Annotated in this window: 15 protein-coding genes; 4 read left to right on the plus strand and 11 right to left on the minus strand. The window is 50.2% G+C overall.

All coding sequences use genetic code 11. From position 1 onward, the window contains the following. Nucleotides 1–148 precede the first annotated feature (148 nt). The gene (locus L6466_RS13755; protein ID WP_237802506.1) at nucleotides 149–946 is read left to right on the plus strand and encodes a tRNA threonylcarbamoyladenosine dehydratase; all 798 of its coding nucleotides are present in this window, start codon (nucleotides 149–151) and stop codon (nucleotides 944–946) included. Between the two features lie 32 nt (nucleotides 947–978). On the opposite strand, the gene L6466_RS13760 is transcribed toward L6466_RS13755, so the two are convergent. Beyond that, a complete protein-coding gene (locus L6466_RS13760) occupies nucleotides 979–2,442 on the minus strand; it encodes a CotH kinase family protein (RefSeq protein ID WP_237802505.1) in 1,464 nt (487 codons plus the stop codon). Nucleotides 2,443–2,620: 178 nt separating this feature from the next. On the opposite strand from L6466_RS13760, the gene L6466_RS13765 reads away from it, so the two are divergent. Further along, complete coding sequence (locus L6466_RS13765; RefSeq protein WP_237802504.1) at nucleotides 2,621–3,829, plus strand: anaerobic sulfatase-maturation protein; 1,209 nt, start codon at nucleotides 2,621–2,623, stop codon at nucleotides 3,827–3,829. On the opposite strand, the gene L6466_RS13770 is transcribed toward L6466_RS13765, so the two are convergent. The 7 genes from L6466_RS13770 to L6466_RS13800 form a co-directional block, all read right to left on the minus strand. Continuing rightward, nucleotides 3,817–5,010: a MalY/PatB family protein gene (locus tag L6466_RS13770; protein ID WP_237802503.1), complete on the minus strand. Its 1,194-nt coding sequence runs from the start codon at nucleotides 5,008–5,010 to the stop codon at nucleotides 3,817–3,819. The two genes, L6466_RS13765 and L6466_RS13770, sit on opposite strands and share 13 nt — an antisense overlap. Then, a complete protein-coding gene (locus L6466_RS13775; protein WP_237802502.1) occupies nucleotides 5,007–6,170 on the minus strand; it encodes a trans-sulfuration enzyme family protein in 1,164 nt (387 codons plus the stop codon). The genes L6466_RS13770 and L6466_RS13775 overlap by 4 nt, the downstream gene beginning before the upstream one ends. Before the next feature lie 27 nt (nucleotides 6,171–6,197). Further along, nucleotides 6,198–6,839, minus strand: a complete 642-nt coding sequence (locus tag L6466_RS13780; RefSeq protein ID WP_237802501.1) for a response regulator transcription factor — start codon at nucleotides 6,837–6,839, stop codon at nucleotides 6,198–6,200. 77 nt (nucleotides 6,840–6,916) lie between these two features. Then, nucleotides 6,917–8,212, minus strand: a complete 1,296-nt coding sequence (locus L6466_RS13785; protein ID WP_237802500.1) for an O-acetylhomoserine aminocarboxypropyltransferase/cysteine synthase family protein — start codon at nucleotides 8,210–8,212, stop codon at nucleotides 6,917–6,919. Between the two features lie 225 nt (nucleotides 8,213–8,437). Further along, nucleotides 8,438–8,776, minus strand: a complete 339-nt coding sequence (locus L6466_RS13790) for a heavy-metal-associated domain-containing protein (protein WP_237802499.1) — start codon at nucleotides 8,774–8,776, stop codon at nucleotides 8,438–8,440. 20 nt (nucleotides 8,777–8,796) lie between these two features. Further along, nucleotides 8,797–10,812 (minus strand): TonB-dependent receptor plug domain-containing protein, encoded by a 2,016-nt coding sequence (locus tag L6466_RS13795; RefSeq protein ID WP_237802498.1) that lies wholly within the window; start codon nucleotides 10,810–10,812, stop codon nucleotides 8,797–8,799. A gap of 93 nt (nucleotides 10,813–10,905) precedes the next feature. Beyond that, nucleotides 10,906–11,343, minus strand: a complete 438-nt coding sequence (locus L6466_RS13800; protein WP_091819168.1) for a hypothetical protein — start codon at nucleotides 11,341–11,343, stop codon at nucleotides 10,906–10,908. Nucleotides 11,344–11,475: 132 nt separating this feature from the next. Here L6466_RS13800 and L6466_RS13805 point away from each other — a divergent pair, with 132 nt between their 5' ends. Continuing rightward, nucleotides 11,476–11,940, plus strand: coding sequence for an Lrp/AsnC family transcriptional regulator (locus tag L6466_RS13805; RefSeq protein ID WP_237802497.1), 465 nt, complete (start codon nucleotides 11,476–11,478; stop codon nucleotides 11,938–11,940). Here L6466_RS13805 and L6466_RS13810 read toward each other — a convergent pair. Then, nucleotides 11,937–12,359, minus strand: a complete 423-nt coding sequence (locus L6466_RS13810) for a Fur family transcriptional regulator (protein WP_237802496.1) — start codon at nucleotides 12,357–12,359, stop codon at nucleotides 11,937–11,939. The genes L6466_RS13805 and L6466_RS13810 overlap by 4 nt on opposite strands. Before the next feature lie 121 nt (nucleotides 12,360–12,480). Between L6466_RS13810 and L6466_RS13815 the strand changes: the two genes are divergently transcribed. Then, nucleotides 12,481–14,496: a heavy metal translocating P-type ATPase gene (locus L6466_RS13815; protein ID WP_237802495.1), complete on the plus strand. Its 2,016-nt coding sequence runs from the start codon at nucleotides 12,481–12,483 to the stop codon at nucleotides 14,494–14,496. Between the two features lie 49 nt (nucleotides 14,497–14,545). Here L6466_RS13815 and L6466_RS13820 read toward each other — a convergent pair whose 3' ends face one another. Together L6466_RS13820 and L6466_RS13825 are read right to left on the minus strand one after the other, a co-directional pair. Next, entirely contained in the window at nucleotides 14,546–15,358 is an 813-nt protein-coding gene (locus L6466_RS13820) for a DUF3108 domain-containing protein (protein ID WP_371836499.1), read from the minus strand. Nucleotides 15,359–15,378: 20 nt separating this feature from the next. Next, the gene (locus L6466_RS13825; protein ID WP_237802494.1) at nucleotides 15,379–17,361 is read right to left on the minus strand and encodes an Ig-like domain-containing protein; all 1,983 of its coding nucleotides are present in this window, start codon (nucleotides 17,359–17,361) and stop codon (nucleotides 15,379–15,381) included. Between the last annotated feature and the right edge of the window lies 1 nt (nucleotide 17,362).

Here is a 17,362-nt window from a genome sequence, read left to right on the forward strand (position 1 = left end):
TAATAAGTTTGATGGTGCAAAGGTACGTCGGTTTTTGCTCTCCCACAATCCCACGTGTGTGGCATTCGTATACCAAAAGCATGGTATTTCAGTAATTATTATTAATAATTCCTCCTTTTTTCGTACCTTTGCACCCAAAATAAGAACGATGGCAATAGATAGTGCAATATTCCGTAGAAGTGAGCTGCTGCTCGGCAAGGAGGCGATGGACGGCATCGCCCAGAAGCGTGTGATTATCTTTGGCGTGGGCGGTGTAGGCTCCTGGTGTGCCGAGAGTCTGGTGCGCAGCGGTATCCGCCAGTTGACGATCGTCGATTCCGACCGCGTGTGCATCACCAATATCAACCGCCAGCTGATGGCCACCACCAAGACCGTTGGTCAGGTGAAGGTTGAAGCATTGAAAGAGCGCCTGCTCAGCATCAACCCCAAGGCAGAGATTACCGCACTACAGAAAATCTTCTCGGAAGAGACTGCCGACAGTTTCCAGTTAGACACCTATGATTATATCATCGATGCCATTGACTCGCTAAAGGACAAGGCTGCCCTGATTCTCCTGGCCTGCAAGACCAAAGCCAAACTGTTCTCATCGATGGGTGCCGCCCTGAAGCTCGACCCTACACGCATCAAGGTCACCGAGTTTTGGAAGGTGCAAGGCGACCCCCTGGCACGCGCCCTGCGAAAGAAGTTCAAAAGTCAGAAGCAGTTCCCCAAGCGCAAGTTCCAGTGCGTGTATAGCGATGAGCTACTGGAAAACCGTGGTCATAATGCCACCTGCGGCACTGAACAATGCATGTGCCCCAAAGCACAGAATGGCCCAGGCGACCAGAGTCTCCTGAACCACGAGTGGTGCTCTTCAAAAGCACAGATTAATGGCACCCTGGCCCACATCACCGCCATCTTTGGTTTTATGCTGGCAGGATTAGTCGTCCAGGACGCCACAATGTAAGCGTTAGCGAGAAGAAGTATCCTGATACGCGGTTAATTCAGGCGCATGAAGCCACCGAAACCGCCAAAGCCGCCAAACGGAGCAGCCTTAATTTCTTTTGGTTGCTGGATGCGGGGCTGCCAGTCTTTATCGAAACGCGCGATATTACGATCAAGAAATGACAGACGGTCGGCCAACCACTGCTTCAGAATTCGAATCTCTTCATCATAAGACTGTACGCGATAGGCCGCAAACCAACTTATCATATTTCCTCCACCGAAAGCAGGCATCTGCCCCATAGGTGGGAAGCCGCCAAAACCAGGAAAACCGCCCGGTGCTGATGGAGCATCTGTACCAAAGAGCTCTGGATATAGTTCGAAGTGACGATCTATATAGGGAGCCAATAATTTGGCATGACGATCAATATAACTGTTGATGGCCTTGTTGCTTAACACCGATTTTCTGAGAGCCTGATAGCGCACCTTGACAGCCTTTCGGAAAGCTGGATCCTGAAGCAAGCGCTGCCAAAAAGCAGGTGTCGGATTGGTATTCCCACCTTCAAAACACCATGCCTCAATATTATTGGCATTGCAGAAATTACAATTGCCGTATGCCAAATTATAGTCCCATACAGGTCCGGCCACCAGTCTGCCGCCAGTGCCGTCAGCATGCTGCTTCTCCTTATAAAAATAGGCACTCCGCTTATAACCATCGGCATTCAGACTCAGTTCGGTATGGATGAAATAGTCCACAAACGACGGTACATCGATATACTTAGCATAGCCACGCTTGGGGTCGGCAAAATAGTCTGACTGGATGACTTGCTCCATCGTATCTATGAAACGCTGGATATAGTCCAGCTGCTCTGGCTGTAGTTTCTTTTTCTTTGGATAGATACACGACCAAGTAATCTCACTGGTCATGATGCCATCGCCGATGCCAGGCACCTTCGACTTAAAGGTAGCGTCGTCTTCGTCAAAGGTGTCGATACGGAGCAGATAACCGCCCGTGACATCACGTCCCTCAACATCACTCTTTTTCAGTTTGCTGATGTTTACACGATGCTCTCCCCGTTTAATCGCCTCTGAGAGGATATAGATGCCACGATACTCGCCATTGAGCGTCAGTTCCACCATCCGCGTGCGTGGTCCCCAGTGCCCCATGTCGCGCCACAATTGGAAAGCCAAGGGATCGCGCACCATAGAGACGTCGTTATAAGGAGCCAGCAACACCCAGTCGCTATGGGCCGGCATACCCATCAGGGGAGCATTTATTTCCTTGCCTTCGCCATCGCGCAGTTCAATGGTGTATTTCTTCTGATTGAAAGACAGCGAACTGTTGCCACGCAACTTTATGCCGATGGTGCCATCATAGTTGCCTGCCTTCATGTGGGCCGTTACTTTCTGCTGAGCATTCAGTGGTGAGTCAACATTGATGGTAATCATCTCTACATCGTTCTTGCCCTGCATCATATTTGCAAAGGCCAGCAAAACTATGATTGTCAATAATCGTATCATTAGGAAAAAGATTTTTAGTTTATATTTATCAGACTCAGAAAGAGAGGTAAAAGTCAAAATTATCGGAGGCTAATTTATTGTTTTTTAACCTAACGGGAAGGTTTCCATAGAAAAATTTTGTGGAATCCAAATCTTCTAGTATTTTTGCAACTACTAACAAGAAAGGAACTGTAGTAATATGATTGCCCCTTTCTCACATCCCATGTATGTGATGACAAAGGCTGTAGGCGCATCATGTAATATGACATGCAAATACTGCTACTATACGGAGAAGAAGCATCTGTATAGGGACGACGCGCGCCAGGTGATGAGCGACGAGGTGCTGGAACGGTTCACGCGCCAGTATATAGAGGCGCAGACCATGAACGAGATTCTCTTTACCTGGCATGGGGGAGAACCACTGCTGCGTCCCATCGGATTCTATGAGAAGGCTATCCGACTGCAACAGCAGTATGGCAGGGGGAGGACAATCAACAACTGCTTTCAGACCAACGGCACGCTGATTAACGATGAATGGGCGGCATTCTTCAAGCGACATAACATGCTAGTGGGGGTGTCGATAGACGGTCCCGAGCCTTTTCATGATGCCTATCGCAGGAGTCGGGGCGGCGAGCCCTCGTTCGCGCAGGTGATGAGGGGCATTGAGATACTCAACAGGCACGGTGTGGACTGGAACGCGATGGCGGTGGTCAACAATCTGAATGCGGAGGCGCCTCTACCGTTCTATCATTTCTTCAAGGAGATAGGCTGCCACTATATCCAGTTTACGCCCGTGGTGGAGCGTATCAAGGGCCACGAGGACGGTCGGCATCTGGCATCGCTGGCCGATGAGGAGGCGCTGTCGCTGGCACCTTTCTCAGTCACACCCGAGCAATGGGGACGATTCCTTTGTGAGCTATTCGACGAATGGGTACGGCAGGATGTAGGCACATATTTCATACAGTTGTTTGACGCCACCCTGGCCAACTATGCAGGTGTTGCCCCTGGTGTATGTGCTATGGCTGAGAGTTGCGGGCATGCCGGCGTGATGGAGTATAACGGCGACTTGTACAGCTGCGACCACTTCGTATTTCCTGAATACCGGTTGGGCAACATCCACCAGCAGACGCTCACGGAGATGCTCTACGGCGAACGGCAGACGACCTTTGGCAACAATAAAAAAGCGACACTGCCTCAGCAATGCCGCGAATGCAAGCACTTGAATATATGTCATGGAGAATGTCCCAGAAACCGGTTCACGAAGGACTGCTACGGCAATCCCGGACTGAACTGGCTATGCGCCGGCTATCGCCAGTTCTTTGACCACTCAGCCCCCTATTTCGCGTTTATGAAACAGGAGCTGGACAACGACAGGGCGCCTGCCAACGTGATGGACTACACATTCTGAGCAATAGCTGCACGCAACTGCTCCAGCGCCTGACGGAGGATAGCACGGGGTGTGCCGACGTTGAGACGCATGAAGCCAGAGCCGTCATTACCGCTTTGTTTTGCAAAGAACATGGCCCCGTCGTTCAGGGCCAGGTGGGCACGGTTGACAAAGAGGTCCACGAGCTGGTCATGACTGAGACCCAGTTCGCGACAATCAAGCCATACGAGGAACGAGGCCTGTGGGCGCCAGGGGTTTATCCGTGGCAGGTGCTCCCTGCAATAATCCTCTACGAAGCGGATATTCTCCTCGATATAGCCGAGCATCTGCCTACGATAGTCCTCACCCTGCTGCGTGTAGGCCGCAATGGTGGCGATAGGCGAGAAGAGTGGCGGGTCGTTGAGCTCGTTGGCCTCCAGCCAGGTGTAGAACCGACGGCGCAGCGAGTCGTTGGGCACGATGGCATAGCTACTCACGATGCCCGCTATATTGAATGTCTTTGACGGGGCACCAAAGGTGATGCTGATCTGGGCGGCCTCATCGCTCACAGAAGCGAAGGGCACGTGCTGATGGCCAAAGAGGGCCATGTCGGCATGTATCTCGTCGGATATCACAATGATATGGTGCTCATAGCAGAAATGGGCCAGGCGCTGCAGCGTCTCCCTGGACCAGCAGATGCCGGCAGGGTTGTGGGGATTACTCAGAATCAGCAGGCGACACTTGTCGTCGGCAACCTCGGCCAATTGCTCGAAGTCCATCTCGTAGGTGCCACCGACCTCTTTCAACGGGTTATACACCACCTTACGTCCGTTGCCCTCAGGCGTCAGTCGGAAGGGATGATAGACGGGTGGCTGGATAATCACTTTCTCGTCCTCTTTCACAAACACGTTGACAGCCATACCGATGCCCTTCACGATGCCAGGTATATAGGTGAGCCATTCACGTCTCACGTCCCACTGATGGTGATCCTGAATCCACTGGATGACCGTGGGCCACAACGCATCGGGTACCACCGTGTAGCCAAAGAGCGAGTGCTCCAGGCGCTGGCGCAGGGCCTCAGTAATAAACTGCGGTGTCTCAAAATCCATGTCGGCCACCCACAGGGGCAGCAAGTCGCTACGGCCGTAGCGCTCTTGCAGCACACCGTGCTTCAGGTCGCCACTGCCCGAGCGGTCAACTATTTTATCGAAATCGTAAGTCATGAGAGTGCTTGTAGAATATCATTTAGAATGTCTTCCTTGTTTTCCAACCCGATAGACAGGCGGATGGTGGTCTGACGTACGTCCATCTCTTTCAGTTGCTCCTCAGGGAAGTTACCAAAGATGGTAGAGGCAGGATGGATGGCCAGCGTGCGACTGTCAAAGAGGTTGGTGGCACGATGTACCAGTTGCAGGCGGTTCAGGAAACGGAAACAGACTTCTTTCGATGCCAGGTCGATGGTGAACATAGCACCTGCAGTAGGGCCAAACTGCTGCAAAGCCAAGGCATGATAAGGATTATCCTCCAACCCCACATAGTTGACCTTCACCACCTTACTCAGCTCGTGTGCCAGCCACAGGGCGTTGCCGGCCTGACGCTGGTAACGCACGTCGAGCGTTTCCAGTCCCAGCGTCTGCATATAGGCGGCCTGCGGCGTCATGTAGGCCCCCAGGTTGAAGAGCAACTCATATTTCACCCGCTTATTAATCTCAGGGAAGGTGCCATAGTCAATGACGAGTCCGCCCAGCGAGGTGCCGCCACCCGAGAGATACTTGGTGCTCGACACCACCTCCACATCAACACCCAGCGCTTTTAGATTTGTCTCCGTAAAGGGAATGACAGTAGAGTCGGCTATCACAGGTACACCCTTCTTATGGGCTATCTCTGCTATCGCTTTCAGGTTGGCTACCTCCAACTGCGGATTGGTTACCACTTCAAGAAACACGGCACAAGTCTTTTCATCGATAGCCTCAGCCACAGCCTCCAGGTTGGTGAGATTGCGCAGTCGCGGTTCCACCCCAAACCGCTTCAGCGTGGTGGAGATAAGAGCCAGCGTATTGCCAAAGAGGTGATGCGACGATACGATATTCCGGCCCTGTGCGGTCACGGCCAACAGCGTGTTACTGATAGCTGCCATGCCAGAGTTGAAGGCCGTCACGTGGTCGGCACCCGTCAAGGCCTTCACACGCTGCTCGATATTTGTCACCGTGGGATTTTCTACACGAGCATAGTCTGGTGCCTTGATACGGTTACAGAAAGCATCCGCCATCTCTGCAGCATCATCAAATTCAAAAGCAACATTATTATACACAGGTACGGCCAGTGCTCCATAGACATCTGGCCGTACAAAAGGGGTGTTGATTGCAACTGTCTGTTTGTTCATCCTTACCAATTTTTTTACCTTAAATTTTTATATATAGAACTCTGACGAGTCAATGAGTCCCGCTCGCAACGCATATTTCACAACCTCATGAGCAGTGTTTACACCAAGCTTGCGAAAGATATTCTTACGATGAGTAGTAATTGTGTGAACACTCGAAAAACGCTCACTGGCAATCTCCTTCGTGGTCTTTCCCTGAGCAATGGCCTTCACAATCTCTGTCTCTGTATTTGTGAGCACACTGGGTTGCTCGTCCTCCTCCTGCTGCTGACTGATAATAGCCTCCAGCGCGCGCTGGCTGATATATCTGTTATGACGACTAGCCGATTGCAGAGCCTCACGGACCTCTTGCAAGGGGCCATCCTTAAACACAACACTAAACTGATGTGATGAATAGACCACACGACGCAGGAAACGGGAAGTCAGCTCTTCGCTGAGAAGCACCCACTGAGATAAAGCGAAACGCTCAGCGACAATCAGGAGTTGATCCTCGTCGGTGAAATCAAACAGCGTGTAGTCTAGAATCACAATGGCACTCTCATGCTCTTTGAGCAAGGCCACCAGTCCGGCCTTGTCGAATGCACGATACACTACTGCTGTTTCGTCCTGTTGGAGTAGATTTTCCAACGCAAAACGAGTCAATTCCTGATTGTCTGCTAAGATATAATTCATTGTCCAGTTCACATTTATGGGTGCAAAAGTACGAATTAATTATCAATTACCAATTGTCAACTGTCAATTATCAATTGTCAATTATCAATTTTGTCCAGTGCCTGAGCCAAATCTTCAATGATATCATCAATATGCTCCGTACCAATACTCAAACGGATGGTTGAAGGCGTGATGTGCTGTTCGGCCAGTTCCTCTGGGGAGAGCTGTGAGTGAGTGGTGGTGTAGGGATGGATCACCAGACTCTTCACATCGGCCACATTAGCAAGCAGTGAGAAGATCTGCAGGGCATCAATAAACTTCCAGGCCTCTTCCTGACCACCCTTAACCTCGAAGGTAAAGATGCTGCCACCACCATTGGGGAAATACTTCTGGTAGAGAGCATGGTCACGGTGATTCTCGAGAGCGGGATGATGTACGGCAGCCACCTTGGGATGCTTAGCCAGGAAATCAACAATTTTCAGAGCATTCTCTACATGACGCTCCACACGTAAACTCAGTGTCTCAACACCCTGCAACAAGATAAAAGCGTTGAAAGGTGAGATAGCTGCACCGGTGTCGCGCAGAACAACGGCACGGATACGGGTCACGTAAGCAGCTGCACCAACGGCATCAGCGAATACGATGCCATGGTACGAGGGATCGGGCTTAGAGAGCGTGGGGAACTTATCGTTCTGCTTCCAGTCAAACTTACCTCCATCTACTATCACACCACCGAGGCTGGTGCCGTGGCCGCCCAGGAACTTGGTAGCAGAATGCACAACAATATCTGCGCCATGTTCCAGCGGACGGATGAGATAAGGTGTTCCAAAGGTATTATCGACAATAAATGGAATGCCGTGCTTGTGGGCTACTGCTGCCACACCTTCAAGGTCGAGCACATCACTGTTGGGGTTGCCGAAGGTCTCGGCATATATTACTTTTGTGTTGGGTCTGATTGCTGCTTCCAGGGCGTCGAGGTCGTTCACGTTGATAATCGTGTTAGAGATGCCCTGTGTCGCCAGCGTATGGGTTATCAGGTTGTATGAGCCACCATAGAGGTTGTCGGCAGCTACGATATGGTCGCCAGCCTGCACAATATTCTGCAGGGCATAGGTGATAGCAGCGGCACCAGAAGCCACAGCCAGACCTGCCACACCACCCTCGAGGGCGGCCACACGGTCTTCAAACACGCCCTGGGTTGAGTTGGTCAGACGACCATAGATATTACCTGCATCGCGCAGACCAAAGCGGTCGGCAGCATGCTGTGAGTTACGGAACACATACGACGTGGTCTGATAGATGGGCACGGCGCGGGCGTCGGTTGCGGGGTCAGCCTGTTCTTGGCCTACGTGGAGTTGCAAAGTCTCGAAACGGTAATTCTTGTTCTGTGCCATAATCTTTTCCTTTCTTTTATTTGTTAATTTGTTACTGTGTCTTTTAAACCTGTTCTTGTGTCTTTTCGACGATGCAAAGGTACGGCAAAAAGAAATATCTCCCAAATTTCTTTCGAAATCCAGAAGATATCTCTATAATATTAAATTTCGCAGAAGATTATTCCGTATAGTGTTATTTTACACCATCTTTGCAGAATAATATTCTTCTACATGCTTCGAAACGCCTTATTTATCGGTCTTTTTCGTCTTATCGTCCTGCTTTTTTTCTTCTTTTTTCTCGTCTTTTTTCACCTGAGTGGCCTTATATCCGAATTTCTCGAAGGCCTTGATGAGGTTTTCAGGCTTGTTCTTGTCAGCATCATAGGTGATGGTGACACGCTGATCGGGAATGTTGCAGTCAATACCCTTGACACCTTTCTCGAAACGCAGGTTGCCCTTGATTTTGTTTTCACAGCTGGCGCAATGCATCTGTGGCTCAGTGGTTACGACGAGGGTCTTGATGTCCTTGGCCGATACGCCCAGTGTCATAAGCATCAGGGCGAATGAAACGAATGCTTTCTTCATAATCGTATTGTTTTTTGTTTTTAAAGTTTCTTTCCTAAGTTTACACGTATGCCGGCATAGAACATACGTCCGTGAACGGGTCCCCACACCATGGTTGGCTCGAACTCACTGCCCCATGGGTCGGAGGCGCCGATGATGGAATTCTCCTGACGGTAGCCCGTGAGGTTCTCGCCACCAACGTAGACAGAGAAATGGCGGAACCAGCGCGTCACCTGCGCGTTCAACTGTCCATAGGCTGGGAACCGGCGGTCCCAGGAGAGTGTGCCGTCGGTCTTCTGATAGGGATCGGGCATACGGCCACCGCCATTGAGCTGGAACGTGGCATCAAACTGCCACAGACCGAGCGGTGTCTTATAACTGGCCGTAAGCAGACCTTTGTATTTGCTCTGCAAAGGCTTCTCACGCAACTCGCCGCCATAGGTGGCACGCACGTCATTCAGACGATAGGCTGCCGTCAGTTCCAGTCCGTTTACCACGGGGTAGCTCACATCAACCTGGAAGGTATGTGAATACGACTTGCCATCGAGGTTGGCCAGACGAATCTGCTGTGGATTACTGTCGTAGTCGATGAGCATCTGCTGCAGGAAATGCGTGTAGTAGTACTCGGCATTCACCTTCAACAGTTTATCGGCAAGTGGGATGCTCCATGCAGCAGAGATGCCATAGTTCCACGCCTCTTCCTGCTTCAGGTCGTCAACAACCAGTGTGCGTCCGCTGGCCAGCAGATAGTTGTTCTCGGCCAGTGCAAAAGGTGTGCGATAGCCTTTACCAGCTGATACGCGCAGGGTTAGGACATCGGACGGGGCATATTTCAAGTGCAGGCGGGGCGTGACAAACGTTCCGTAATGACTGCTATGGTCGGCACGCAAGCCAGCCATCGCCACAATCTTATCGTTGATATTCAACGTGTACTGCAGGTATGCGCCAGGTGTCGTCTCCTTGGTGACAGTCTGTGTTTCGCTGGTCACACTCAACTTTTCCTTCAGGTAGTCATGGTTGAGCGAGAATCCAGCTGAGAGGTTATGCAACTTCGTCAGATTGGTCTCGAACATCAGTTGCAGATAACCGTTTTTCTCGTCCACGTCATAGGACTTCTTGCCATACAAAGCTTCGAGATTGTGGAGTGAGCCGCTGGCCATCAGCGCGACATTCGTACCTTTTTCGGCATCCAGTATGAAGGCATGCTTCATGTGGGCCTCATAGCGACGGGTCTTCAGGCCAATCTCGTAGGGGTTGTGGACGTGGGGTGCCGTATGGTGGGTCTGACCACCATCGCGCTGCTCGTCCAGCAAACCAAGACCGCCATGGAAGATATAGGTTTGTCCGGCGTACTGCCAACGGTTCTGAAGGTTTACCTGACGTACATTGGGCTGATCCAGAAATCCATCGCCATTGTCGTCGTGGTGTCCCCAGTCGTTCTCGTAGTGGCCCAGTATCTCTGTGTTCACCTTACCCAGATGGATGTTACCGTCGGCATTGGCTTCCATCTTGCTCTTCGTGTTGCCATAGAGATTAATAGTGGCTCCCTCTTCATCCTCCGGTTTCAGATAATCCACGTTAATCTGGCCGGTTATTGACTCGTAGCCATTGCGTACCGACGAGGCGCCCTTCGACACCATGATACTTTTCATCCAGGGTCCTGGGATATAGCCCAGCGAATAGGGTGCTGCAGCACCACGGAAGTTGGGCAGGTTCTCAGTGAGCATCTGCACATAAGTGCCTGAAAGACCCAGTAACTTAATCTGCTTGGCACCTGTTGCGGCATCACTATAGTTCACGTCAACAGAAGGGTTCGTTGTGAAACTCTCGCCAAGGTTGCAGCAGGCCGCCTTCAGCAGTTCCTGTCCTGTGATGAGCGATGCATTATCGACATTACGCAATTTGATAGTACCCGAGCGACGCTTCACCACCATCACCTCCTTGAGTGTCTGGTCCTTTATCGTCGCCGTACTGTCCGTTTGTGCCAAGAGTTCATTTTGTGGTAGGGAAAAGGTGGCAAGCACACAGGCCAGCACCTTATAGATATGTATGTTCATTTCCAGTTTTTTATCCTTATTATTTAATTGATACTTACGACTTTTGTGGCAGGACACACCATGCCCAGCCTTATAAAAGGAACGTCGTGAGAATCAAATAAGAAGGATGCGGATTTTCGCCAGATATGCCCGCGGGGGTATCGGCACCTTGTCAGGGCAGAACAGGTCCTGGGGCTTGGCAACGATCTCCGGCATATCTGACCAGAGACTCGCAATAGTGAATAAAACGGGTTGGACAACAGTGAAGTCGGGGTGTAGCACAGGGGGCTGAACCGATGCAGACAACTGTTCCACATCGTATTCCATGCATTGTTGCATGTCCATCTCATCCATACCGATGCAGTCTTCATCGACATACATCGTGTCGTGTGAACGCGTGGCTAACTCCGTCAGCGAGGCAATATGAACCCTTCCGCTATGCAGACAACGAACCAGCGTCACCCCTCCCGCAACTTGTACTACCAATAGCGCGAGGAGCACCGCCACAAATGCCGTGCATAACTTTTGGACTCTGCTTGCCTTTCTCTTCATTGCGGTGGCAAAAATACAAAATATGTCTTATTTAGCAGGCAAATTGGACGAAAAATTAAGTTTTATTTTCCAAATTCCTTGTGCACCTCAGAAAATATCCATACTTTTGCACCAAACAAAAGAATATTTGCTATGGCTGAAATCTTAGATGAAACCGACCTGCAGATACTGAAAACGCTGCAGAGGAACGCGAAACTGACCACAAAAGAGTTGGCCGATGCCGTCCATCTGACTCCTACGCCCGTCTTTGAGCGTCAGAAACGACTGGAGAAGAAAGGCTATATCAAGAAGTACGTAGCTATTCTCGACCCTGACAAACTGAATCAGGGTCTGCTGGTCTTTTGCAAAGTGAAACTCCAGCAGATTAACCACGAGATGGCCGACTCGTTCACACGGCGCATCATGCGTATCCCCGAGGTCACCGAGTGCTACAACACCTCGGGTGCCTACGACTATCTATTAAAAGTACGCGCACGCGACATGAAGCAATATCAGGAGTTTGTACTCAACAAACTGGGCGATATTGAGAATATCAGCGCCATTGAGAGCACCTTCGTAATGAGCGAAATCAAACAAAGTTATGGACTGAATATCTAAGACTGGCAATCCGGACAGATACCTTTCGCCATGTAGTTGATGCTATGCAGTTGATAGCCCTGCGGCAATTGTACGGCAGGAATGGGAACATCTGAAATACAGAATGTGCGATGACAACGTTCGCAATAGAAATGCACATGCTGGTCGTCATCATGCTCATGATCACTCTGACTATGACAAAGTTCATAGCGCACGCCATCGCCACCATCTTCTATGACGTGTACCAAATGGTGCTCACGGAAAAGAGTCAGCGCTCTAAATACGCCAGATTTGTCAATTGACAGAATCTTGTACTCCAATTCAGTAAGCGACATAGGATTCTCGGCATCGGCTAGTGTCTTCACTATGACGATACGATTAGCTGTAGGCTTAATGCCGTGCTCAAGGAGCAGTTGTTCACATTCTTGTTGGTTTAACATGGTGCAAAGTTAATAAAAAAGAAGAAAGAAACAGAGTAAAGGAATAAAAAAATAAGCTTTGCAACCAAGTTGCAATTTATTTATCGTAATTTTGCAGCCAGAAAAAAAATATATTGAAATTATGGCACACGAACATCATCATCATCATGAACATGAGTGTTGTGCACATGAGCATCATCATCATGAGCATCATGAGCACGAGCATCACCACCATCATCACGAGCATAGCGGACATCGTCAGCTGTGGCTCATTGGCATCACCATCCTCCTTCTGACAGGAGCCGTTATCATTGAGAAGAATACAAGTCTGCCTACCTGGCAACTGCTACTGGTTTATCTGGTTCCTTATCTTTTAATAGGATCCGGCACACTGAAGGAAGCTGCAGAGGGACTGGCCCATGGCGACCCTTTCAACGAACATTTCCTGATGTCGGTAGCTACCATCGGTGCCCTCAGCATCGGGTTTATGCCTGGTGCCGAGACGGAATTTCCAGAGGCCGTCTTCGTGATGTTGTTCTTTCAGGTAGGTGAGTTCTTCGAGGGCTACGCTGAAGGAAAGAGTCGCACAAGCATCTCGCACCTGATGGATATCCGTCCCGACATAGCACGTGTAGCGGGTTCTGAAGAGACTGTCAGTCCTGAGCAGGTGGCCGTGGGCACCATTATCGAGGTGCGTCCAGGTGAGAAAGTACCCTTGGATGGTACCATCGTCAGCGGTACTTCCAGTCTGAACACAATGGCCTTGACAGGCGAGAGCGTACCTCTTGAGGTCAACGAGGGCGACGAGATTATCTCTGGCTGCATCAACCTGAGCGGTGTTATCACCTTGCGCACCACCAAGACCTTTGGCGAGAGCACGGTATCGAAAATCATCAAACTGGTTGAAGATGCCGGTGAACACAAGTCGCAGAGCGAAGCCTTCATCACACGATTCGCCCGTATCTACACACCCATCGTGGTATTCCTGGCACTGGCTATCGTCATCATTCCCACACTCTTCGGAGGCAGTTTCGTTACATGGCTCTATCGTGCCTTGATGTTCCTTGTGGTCAGTTGTCCCTGCGCCCTGGTAATCAGCGTTCCCCTCACCTTCTTCGGTGGTATTGGTGGCGCATCAAGAAAGGGCATTTTGGTGAAGGGAGCCAACTACCTGGATATCTTGTCGAAGGTAGATACCGTGGTGTTCGACAAGACCGGCACGCTGACGCATGGGCGCTTTGCCGTTCAAGCCGTACACCCCGAGATATGCAGCGAATACCAGCTGTTGCACCTGGCAGCCCATGTGGAGCATTCTACCAGCCACCCCATTGGTGCCGCCCTTCGTGATGCTTTTCCCAACGAGGGTACAGACGGCTGCAAGGTTACAGATGTTGAAGAGATTGCCGGCAAAGGCATCCGAGCCAAGGTAGGCGAGAAAATGGTATGCGTAGGCAATACAAAGATGATGGAACTCGTAGGCGTGGAATGGCACCAATGCGAGCATGGCGACGAGGGAACCATCGTACATGTGGCTATAGCAGAGGAATCATCTACCCCTCATCGTCTGTCACCTGTCACCCATCACCTGTCGCCTTATGTCTATGCCGGTCATATTGTTATCAATGATCAGGTGAAAGCCGACAGTGCTGAAGCGATTGCCCAACTGAAGAAGTTGGGTGTGAAGAAGACCGTTATGCTGACAGGCGATCGTGAAGAGGTGGCCAGTCGTGTAGCCCAGCAACTGGGTATCGATGAATATCACGCAGAACTGCTGCCTACTGACAAAGTCACTCAGATATCAGCCATCAGCCATCAGCCATCTAAACTCGCATTCGTAGGCGACGGCATCAACGATGCACCCGTTCTGGCACGTGCCGATGTAGGTATTGCCATGGGAGGCTTAGGAAGCGATGCTGCAATAGAAGCTGCGGATGTGGTGTTGATGGACGACCAGCCGTCAAAGATAGCTACAGCCGTGCGCATAGCACGTCGTACAATAGGCATTGCACGTCAGAATATCTGGTTTGCCATTGGCGTGAAGGTTGCCGTACTGATTCTTGCTGCCTTCGGCATCGCGACCATGTGGCTTGCCGTATTTGCCGACGTAGGCGTCACGGTACTGGCTGTGCTCAATGCCATGCGAGCACTCAAGGCATAAAAAAAAGAGAGGTTTCCCGATGTTGTTTGGGAAACCTTTTTTTTATAGGTTACTTGATTTTCGATGTCATAGGACCTCGCACACCCTTGTAGGTCTTCAGGAAAGCCTTGGCACTACCGAAGCTAAGGAACATATCCAGACGTACTGGGATATGGTTATTGTCGTCGGTCACATAGAAACGGATCAACTCGTGGTTCTTGCCGTCCTCGCGCTCATAGAAAGAGAATACCAGGCAACGGAACTTCTCGTTTGTACCGTCAATCTTATAGTTCTCCTTACCACGATAAGTCATCCACGAATTGGTAAGACTACGGGCATCGCTGATAGGCAGAGGGATGATATCACCCTTCTTCATGCCGGAAGCATCAAAGTTGCGCGCACGCAAGAAGATGCTCATCATATCATAGATACACTCAGCATATTCCTTATCGTTCCAGTGTTCCTCACCATCGGCATCAATACGGTGCATACGCAGATGACAGTTATTACGGGGATAGGTATACCACAGTTCATCTACATAATAGCGCTTACCTTCCAGGGCACCCTTGCGGAAATAGAGTGGCGAGAGGTCTTTCGCACTGCAATAAGACAACAAGGTGTCGCGCATCACGAAGACGCCATCCAACTTACTGTTGCCACGGGTGGTCAGGCTGGTGCGATAGGCCTTCTGTCCCTTGAATGTGGAAGTCACAGTAGACATAGATGCCGTACCCACCTTAAACCATACGAACTTCCAATTGAAATAGAGGTCGTAAGCTAAGAACTCACCACCATTGAAGGCTGTATTCTCAATGCCGCACTTAGACTGGGCACTCATGCTCAGTGGGAGCAGCATAAATAGGATAAACAAACATTTCTTCATTTTCATCAGGTTTAATGTTCTTATTTATGATTCTGATTCAGGTAATCAATACCCTTTGACTTTGCTCTGTCAAGATTGCGATTGCGCAGCTGCTTCCCCTTGTCGGGCTTCTGCTTGGTGATAGCCATAGGCTTCTGCTTATAAAGAGGCGTTGCCGTGAGATTCCACTGACGCGTGGCCTCCCATTTAGCCTTGCAATCAATCATCTGACGGTTATAATAAACAGGCTCGGGCTGCAGGTCCTGGTCATAGACACCAGTATCCCACTGACCATTGCCGTTCTTATCGATATAAGCACGCAGATAGTAGTTACCTGGCTTCAGATACATAAACTCTGCCACGCCCGATGCATCGGCCAGCACCTGACGCTGCACCCTGTCCTGTGTATCCATCAGCTGTACGATAACAGAGTCAGTAGACTGACATCCGCTGATTTCTACAGTCAGATAAGCATATTCCTCCTCAGGACGCAGTTTGAACTTATGTTCTATCTTCTTCGTAATCTGACCATAGATGCTCTCGAAGGCTGCCGAATCGATGAGCAGTTTATAGTCTACACCCTGCTCGCGCTCGCTCAACAGTTCATAGCGTCTTACCCCTATCTGCCGCAGGGAGAGAGGCACAGGCGTCTCTACAGAGTCAACCACTGAGAAGAGATGCACAGCTGTGGTATCACAACGACGGAGAGGTTCTGGTGCATCAAAATAGATACGCTGTCCTGGATCCATCTGTCCTGTTACACTCCACTTGATGTTCATATACTTCGGAGGCATGATGGAATCATAAGGCTCCTTACGCTTTTTCTTCCTGTCTTGTTCCTTCTTCCACTCGTCATACTCCTTCTGCCGCTCCTTCAAACGCTTAGCATAAGGCACCTTTGACACAAACTCCGTGGTATCCGTAAACTCTACCAGGTTACCCAGCGAATCTGTCATCAGGAATGTTTTCTCAATGGTCAGGGTGTCCTGATTCACAAGCGTGGTATCAGCCAGCCAGTAGGTCAGCGTGTCGTTCTTCTGCGAAGCCTCCAGGATAAAGGCATTCTCGCTATCGAAATTCAAGCCACGAAGACGAGGTAGCGAGTCACTGCCATAAGTAAAGAAGATACCCAGGCGATTGGGGTCCTTACGCTCCGTCTTCAGCAGATAGCGATCGGTCTGAGGCTCCTGAAAACACAGCAATGTGATATCATCTGGCAGGAAATGGGTATAGTTCACCTGCAGGATATTGGCTATATGAAGGGAATCACGCCAGATAGTATCCTGACGAATATCCGGGCGCCATGAGGGAACGATACTGTCATGATTGAAGGCTATCATCTCACTCTTCTGACCAAACAGGAAATCGCCATCAGCATCCTGCAAGGCAAAACAGCGATAGGTGCCAGGAGCAACACCCTTAATCGTGAACCGGCCACTACCATTCGTGCGTGAGACACGCATCATGGGCTTTTTATGGAAGAGAGAGTCTTCGAAAGAGTCGTACAACCCCACCAGCATGCCCTTGATAGGTTCCAGGTTCTCTGCATTCAGGCAATAGCCCGAGACTTCCAGCGTATCAATATGGTCGCCCGTAGAGAAGCTGAAAGTATAATTACCCATAGGGTTACCCTCGTTATTATCCGTGATAGCATCGCTGAAATCAATGGTATAGGTAGTATTCTCCTTCAGCGAGTCTTTCAGATCCACAATAATCCTGCGACCGGCTGCCTTGACCTCGGCCTGCTCTATCTGGGGCGGTGAGATAATAACTTTATTCTGGGCATCCTCTATCTTGATGTATTCATCGAAGTTGATGGTCACCTTATGTGCCTTCACATTGACTCCCCTATCGTCGGGTGTGGAACCGACTACACTGGGAGGTGTGTCATCATACCATCCACCGTCAGGAGTCCCCATGCGGGCACAGGAGGAGATGAAAGATGAAAGATGGAAGACGAGGGATATGAGAACCATATTCCCCAGAATATCTTTCCACGATTTATTTCTACCAGATCTGATCATA

This window comes from Prevotella communis (assembly GCF_022024175.1).
In the GTDB taxonomy this organism is placed as follows: domain Bacteria; phylum Bacteroidota; class Bacteroidia; order Bacteroidales; family Bacteroidaceae; genus Prevotella; species Prevotella communis.

Excerpts from the sequence above, each read along its gene's own strand:
- L6466_RS13755 (WP_237802506.1), top strand. The coding sequence starts at position 149 with ATGGCAATAGATAGTGCAATATTCCGTAGAAGTGAGCTGCTGCTCGGC.
- L6466_RS13760 (WP_237802505.1), bottom strand. The coding sequence starts at position 2,442 with ATGATACGATTATTGACAATCATAGTTTTGCTGGCCTTTGCAAATATG.
- L6466_RS13765 (WP_237802504.1), top strand. The coding sequence starts at position 2,621 with ATGATTGCCCCTTTCTCACATCCCATGTATGTGATGACAAAGGCTGTA.
- L6466_RS13770 (WP_237802503.1), bottom strand. The coding sequence starts at position 5,010 with ATGACTTACGATTTCGATAAAATAGTTGACCGCTCGGGCAGTGGCGAC.
- L6466_RS13775 (WP_237802502.1), bottom strand. The coding sequence starts at position 6,170 with ATGAACAAACAGACAGTTGCAATCAACACCCCTTTTGTACGGCCAGAT.
- L6466_RS13780 (WP_237802501.1), bottom strand. The coding sequence starts at position 6,839 with ATGAATTATATCTTAGCAGACAATCAGGAATTGACTCGTTTTGCGTTG.
- L6466_RS13785 (WP_237802500.1), bottom strand. The coding sequence starts at position 8,212 with ATGGCACAGAACAAGAATTACCGTTTCGAGACTTTGCAACTCCACGTA.
- L6466_RS13790 (WP_237802499.1), bottom strand. The coding sequence starts at position 8,776 with ATGAAGAAAGCATTCGTTTCATTCGCCCTGATGCTTATGACACTGGGC.
- L6466_RS13795 (WP_237802498.1), bottom strand. The coding sequence starts at position 10,812 with ATGAACATACATATCTATAAGGTGCTGGCCTGTGTGCTTGCCACCTTT.
- L6466_RS13800 (WP_091819168.1), bottom strand. The coding sequence starts at position 11,343 with ATGAAGAGAAAGGCAAGCAGAGTCCAAAAGTTATGCACGGCATTTGTG.
- L6466_RS13805 (WP_237802497.1), top strand. The coding sequence starts at position 11,476 with ATGGCTGAAATCTTAGATGAAACCGACCTGCAGATACTGAAAACGCTG.
- L6466_RS13810 (WP_237802496.1), bottom strand. The coding sequence starts at position 12,359 with ATGTTAAACCAACAAGAATGTGAACAACTGCTCCTTGAGCACGGCATT.
- L6466_RS13815 (WP_237802495.1), top strand. The coding sequence starts at position 12,481 with ATGGCACACGAACATCATCATCATCATGAACATGAGTGTTGTGCACAT.
- L6466_RS13820 (WP_371836499.1), bottom strand. The coding sequence starts at position 15,358 with ATGAAGAAATGTTTGTTTATCCTATTTATGCTGCTCCCACTGAGCATG.
- L6466_RS13825 (WP_237802494.1), bottom strand. The coding sequence starts at position 17,361 with ATGATCAGATCTGGTAGAAATAAATCGTGGAAAGATATTCTGGGGAAT.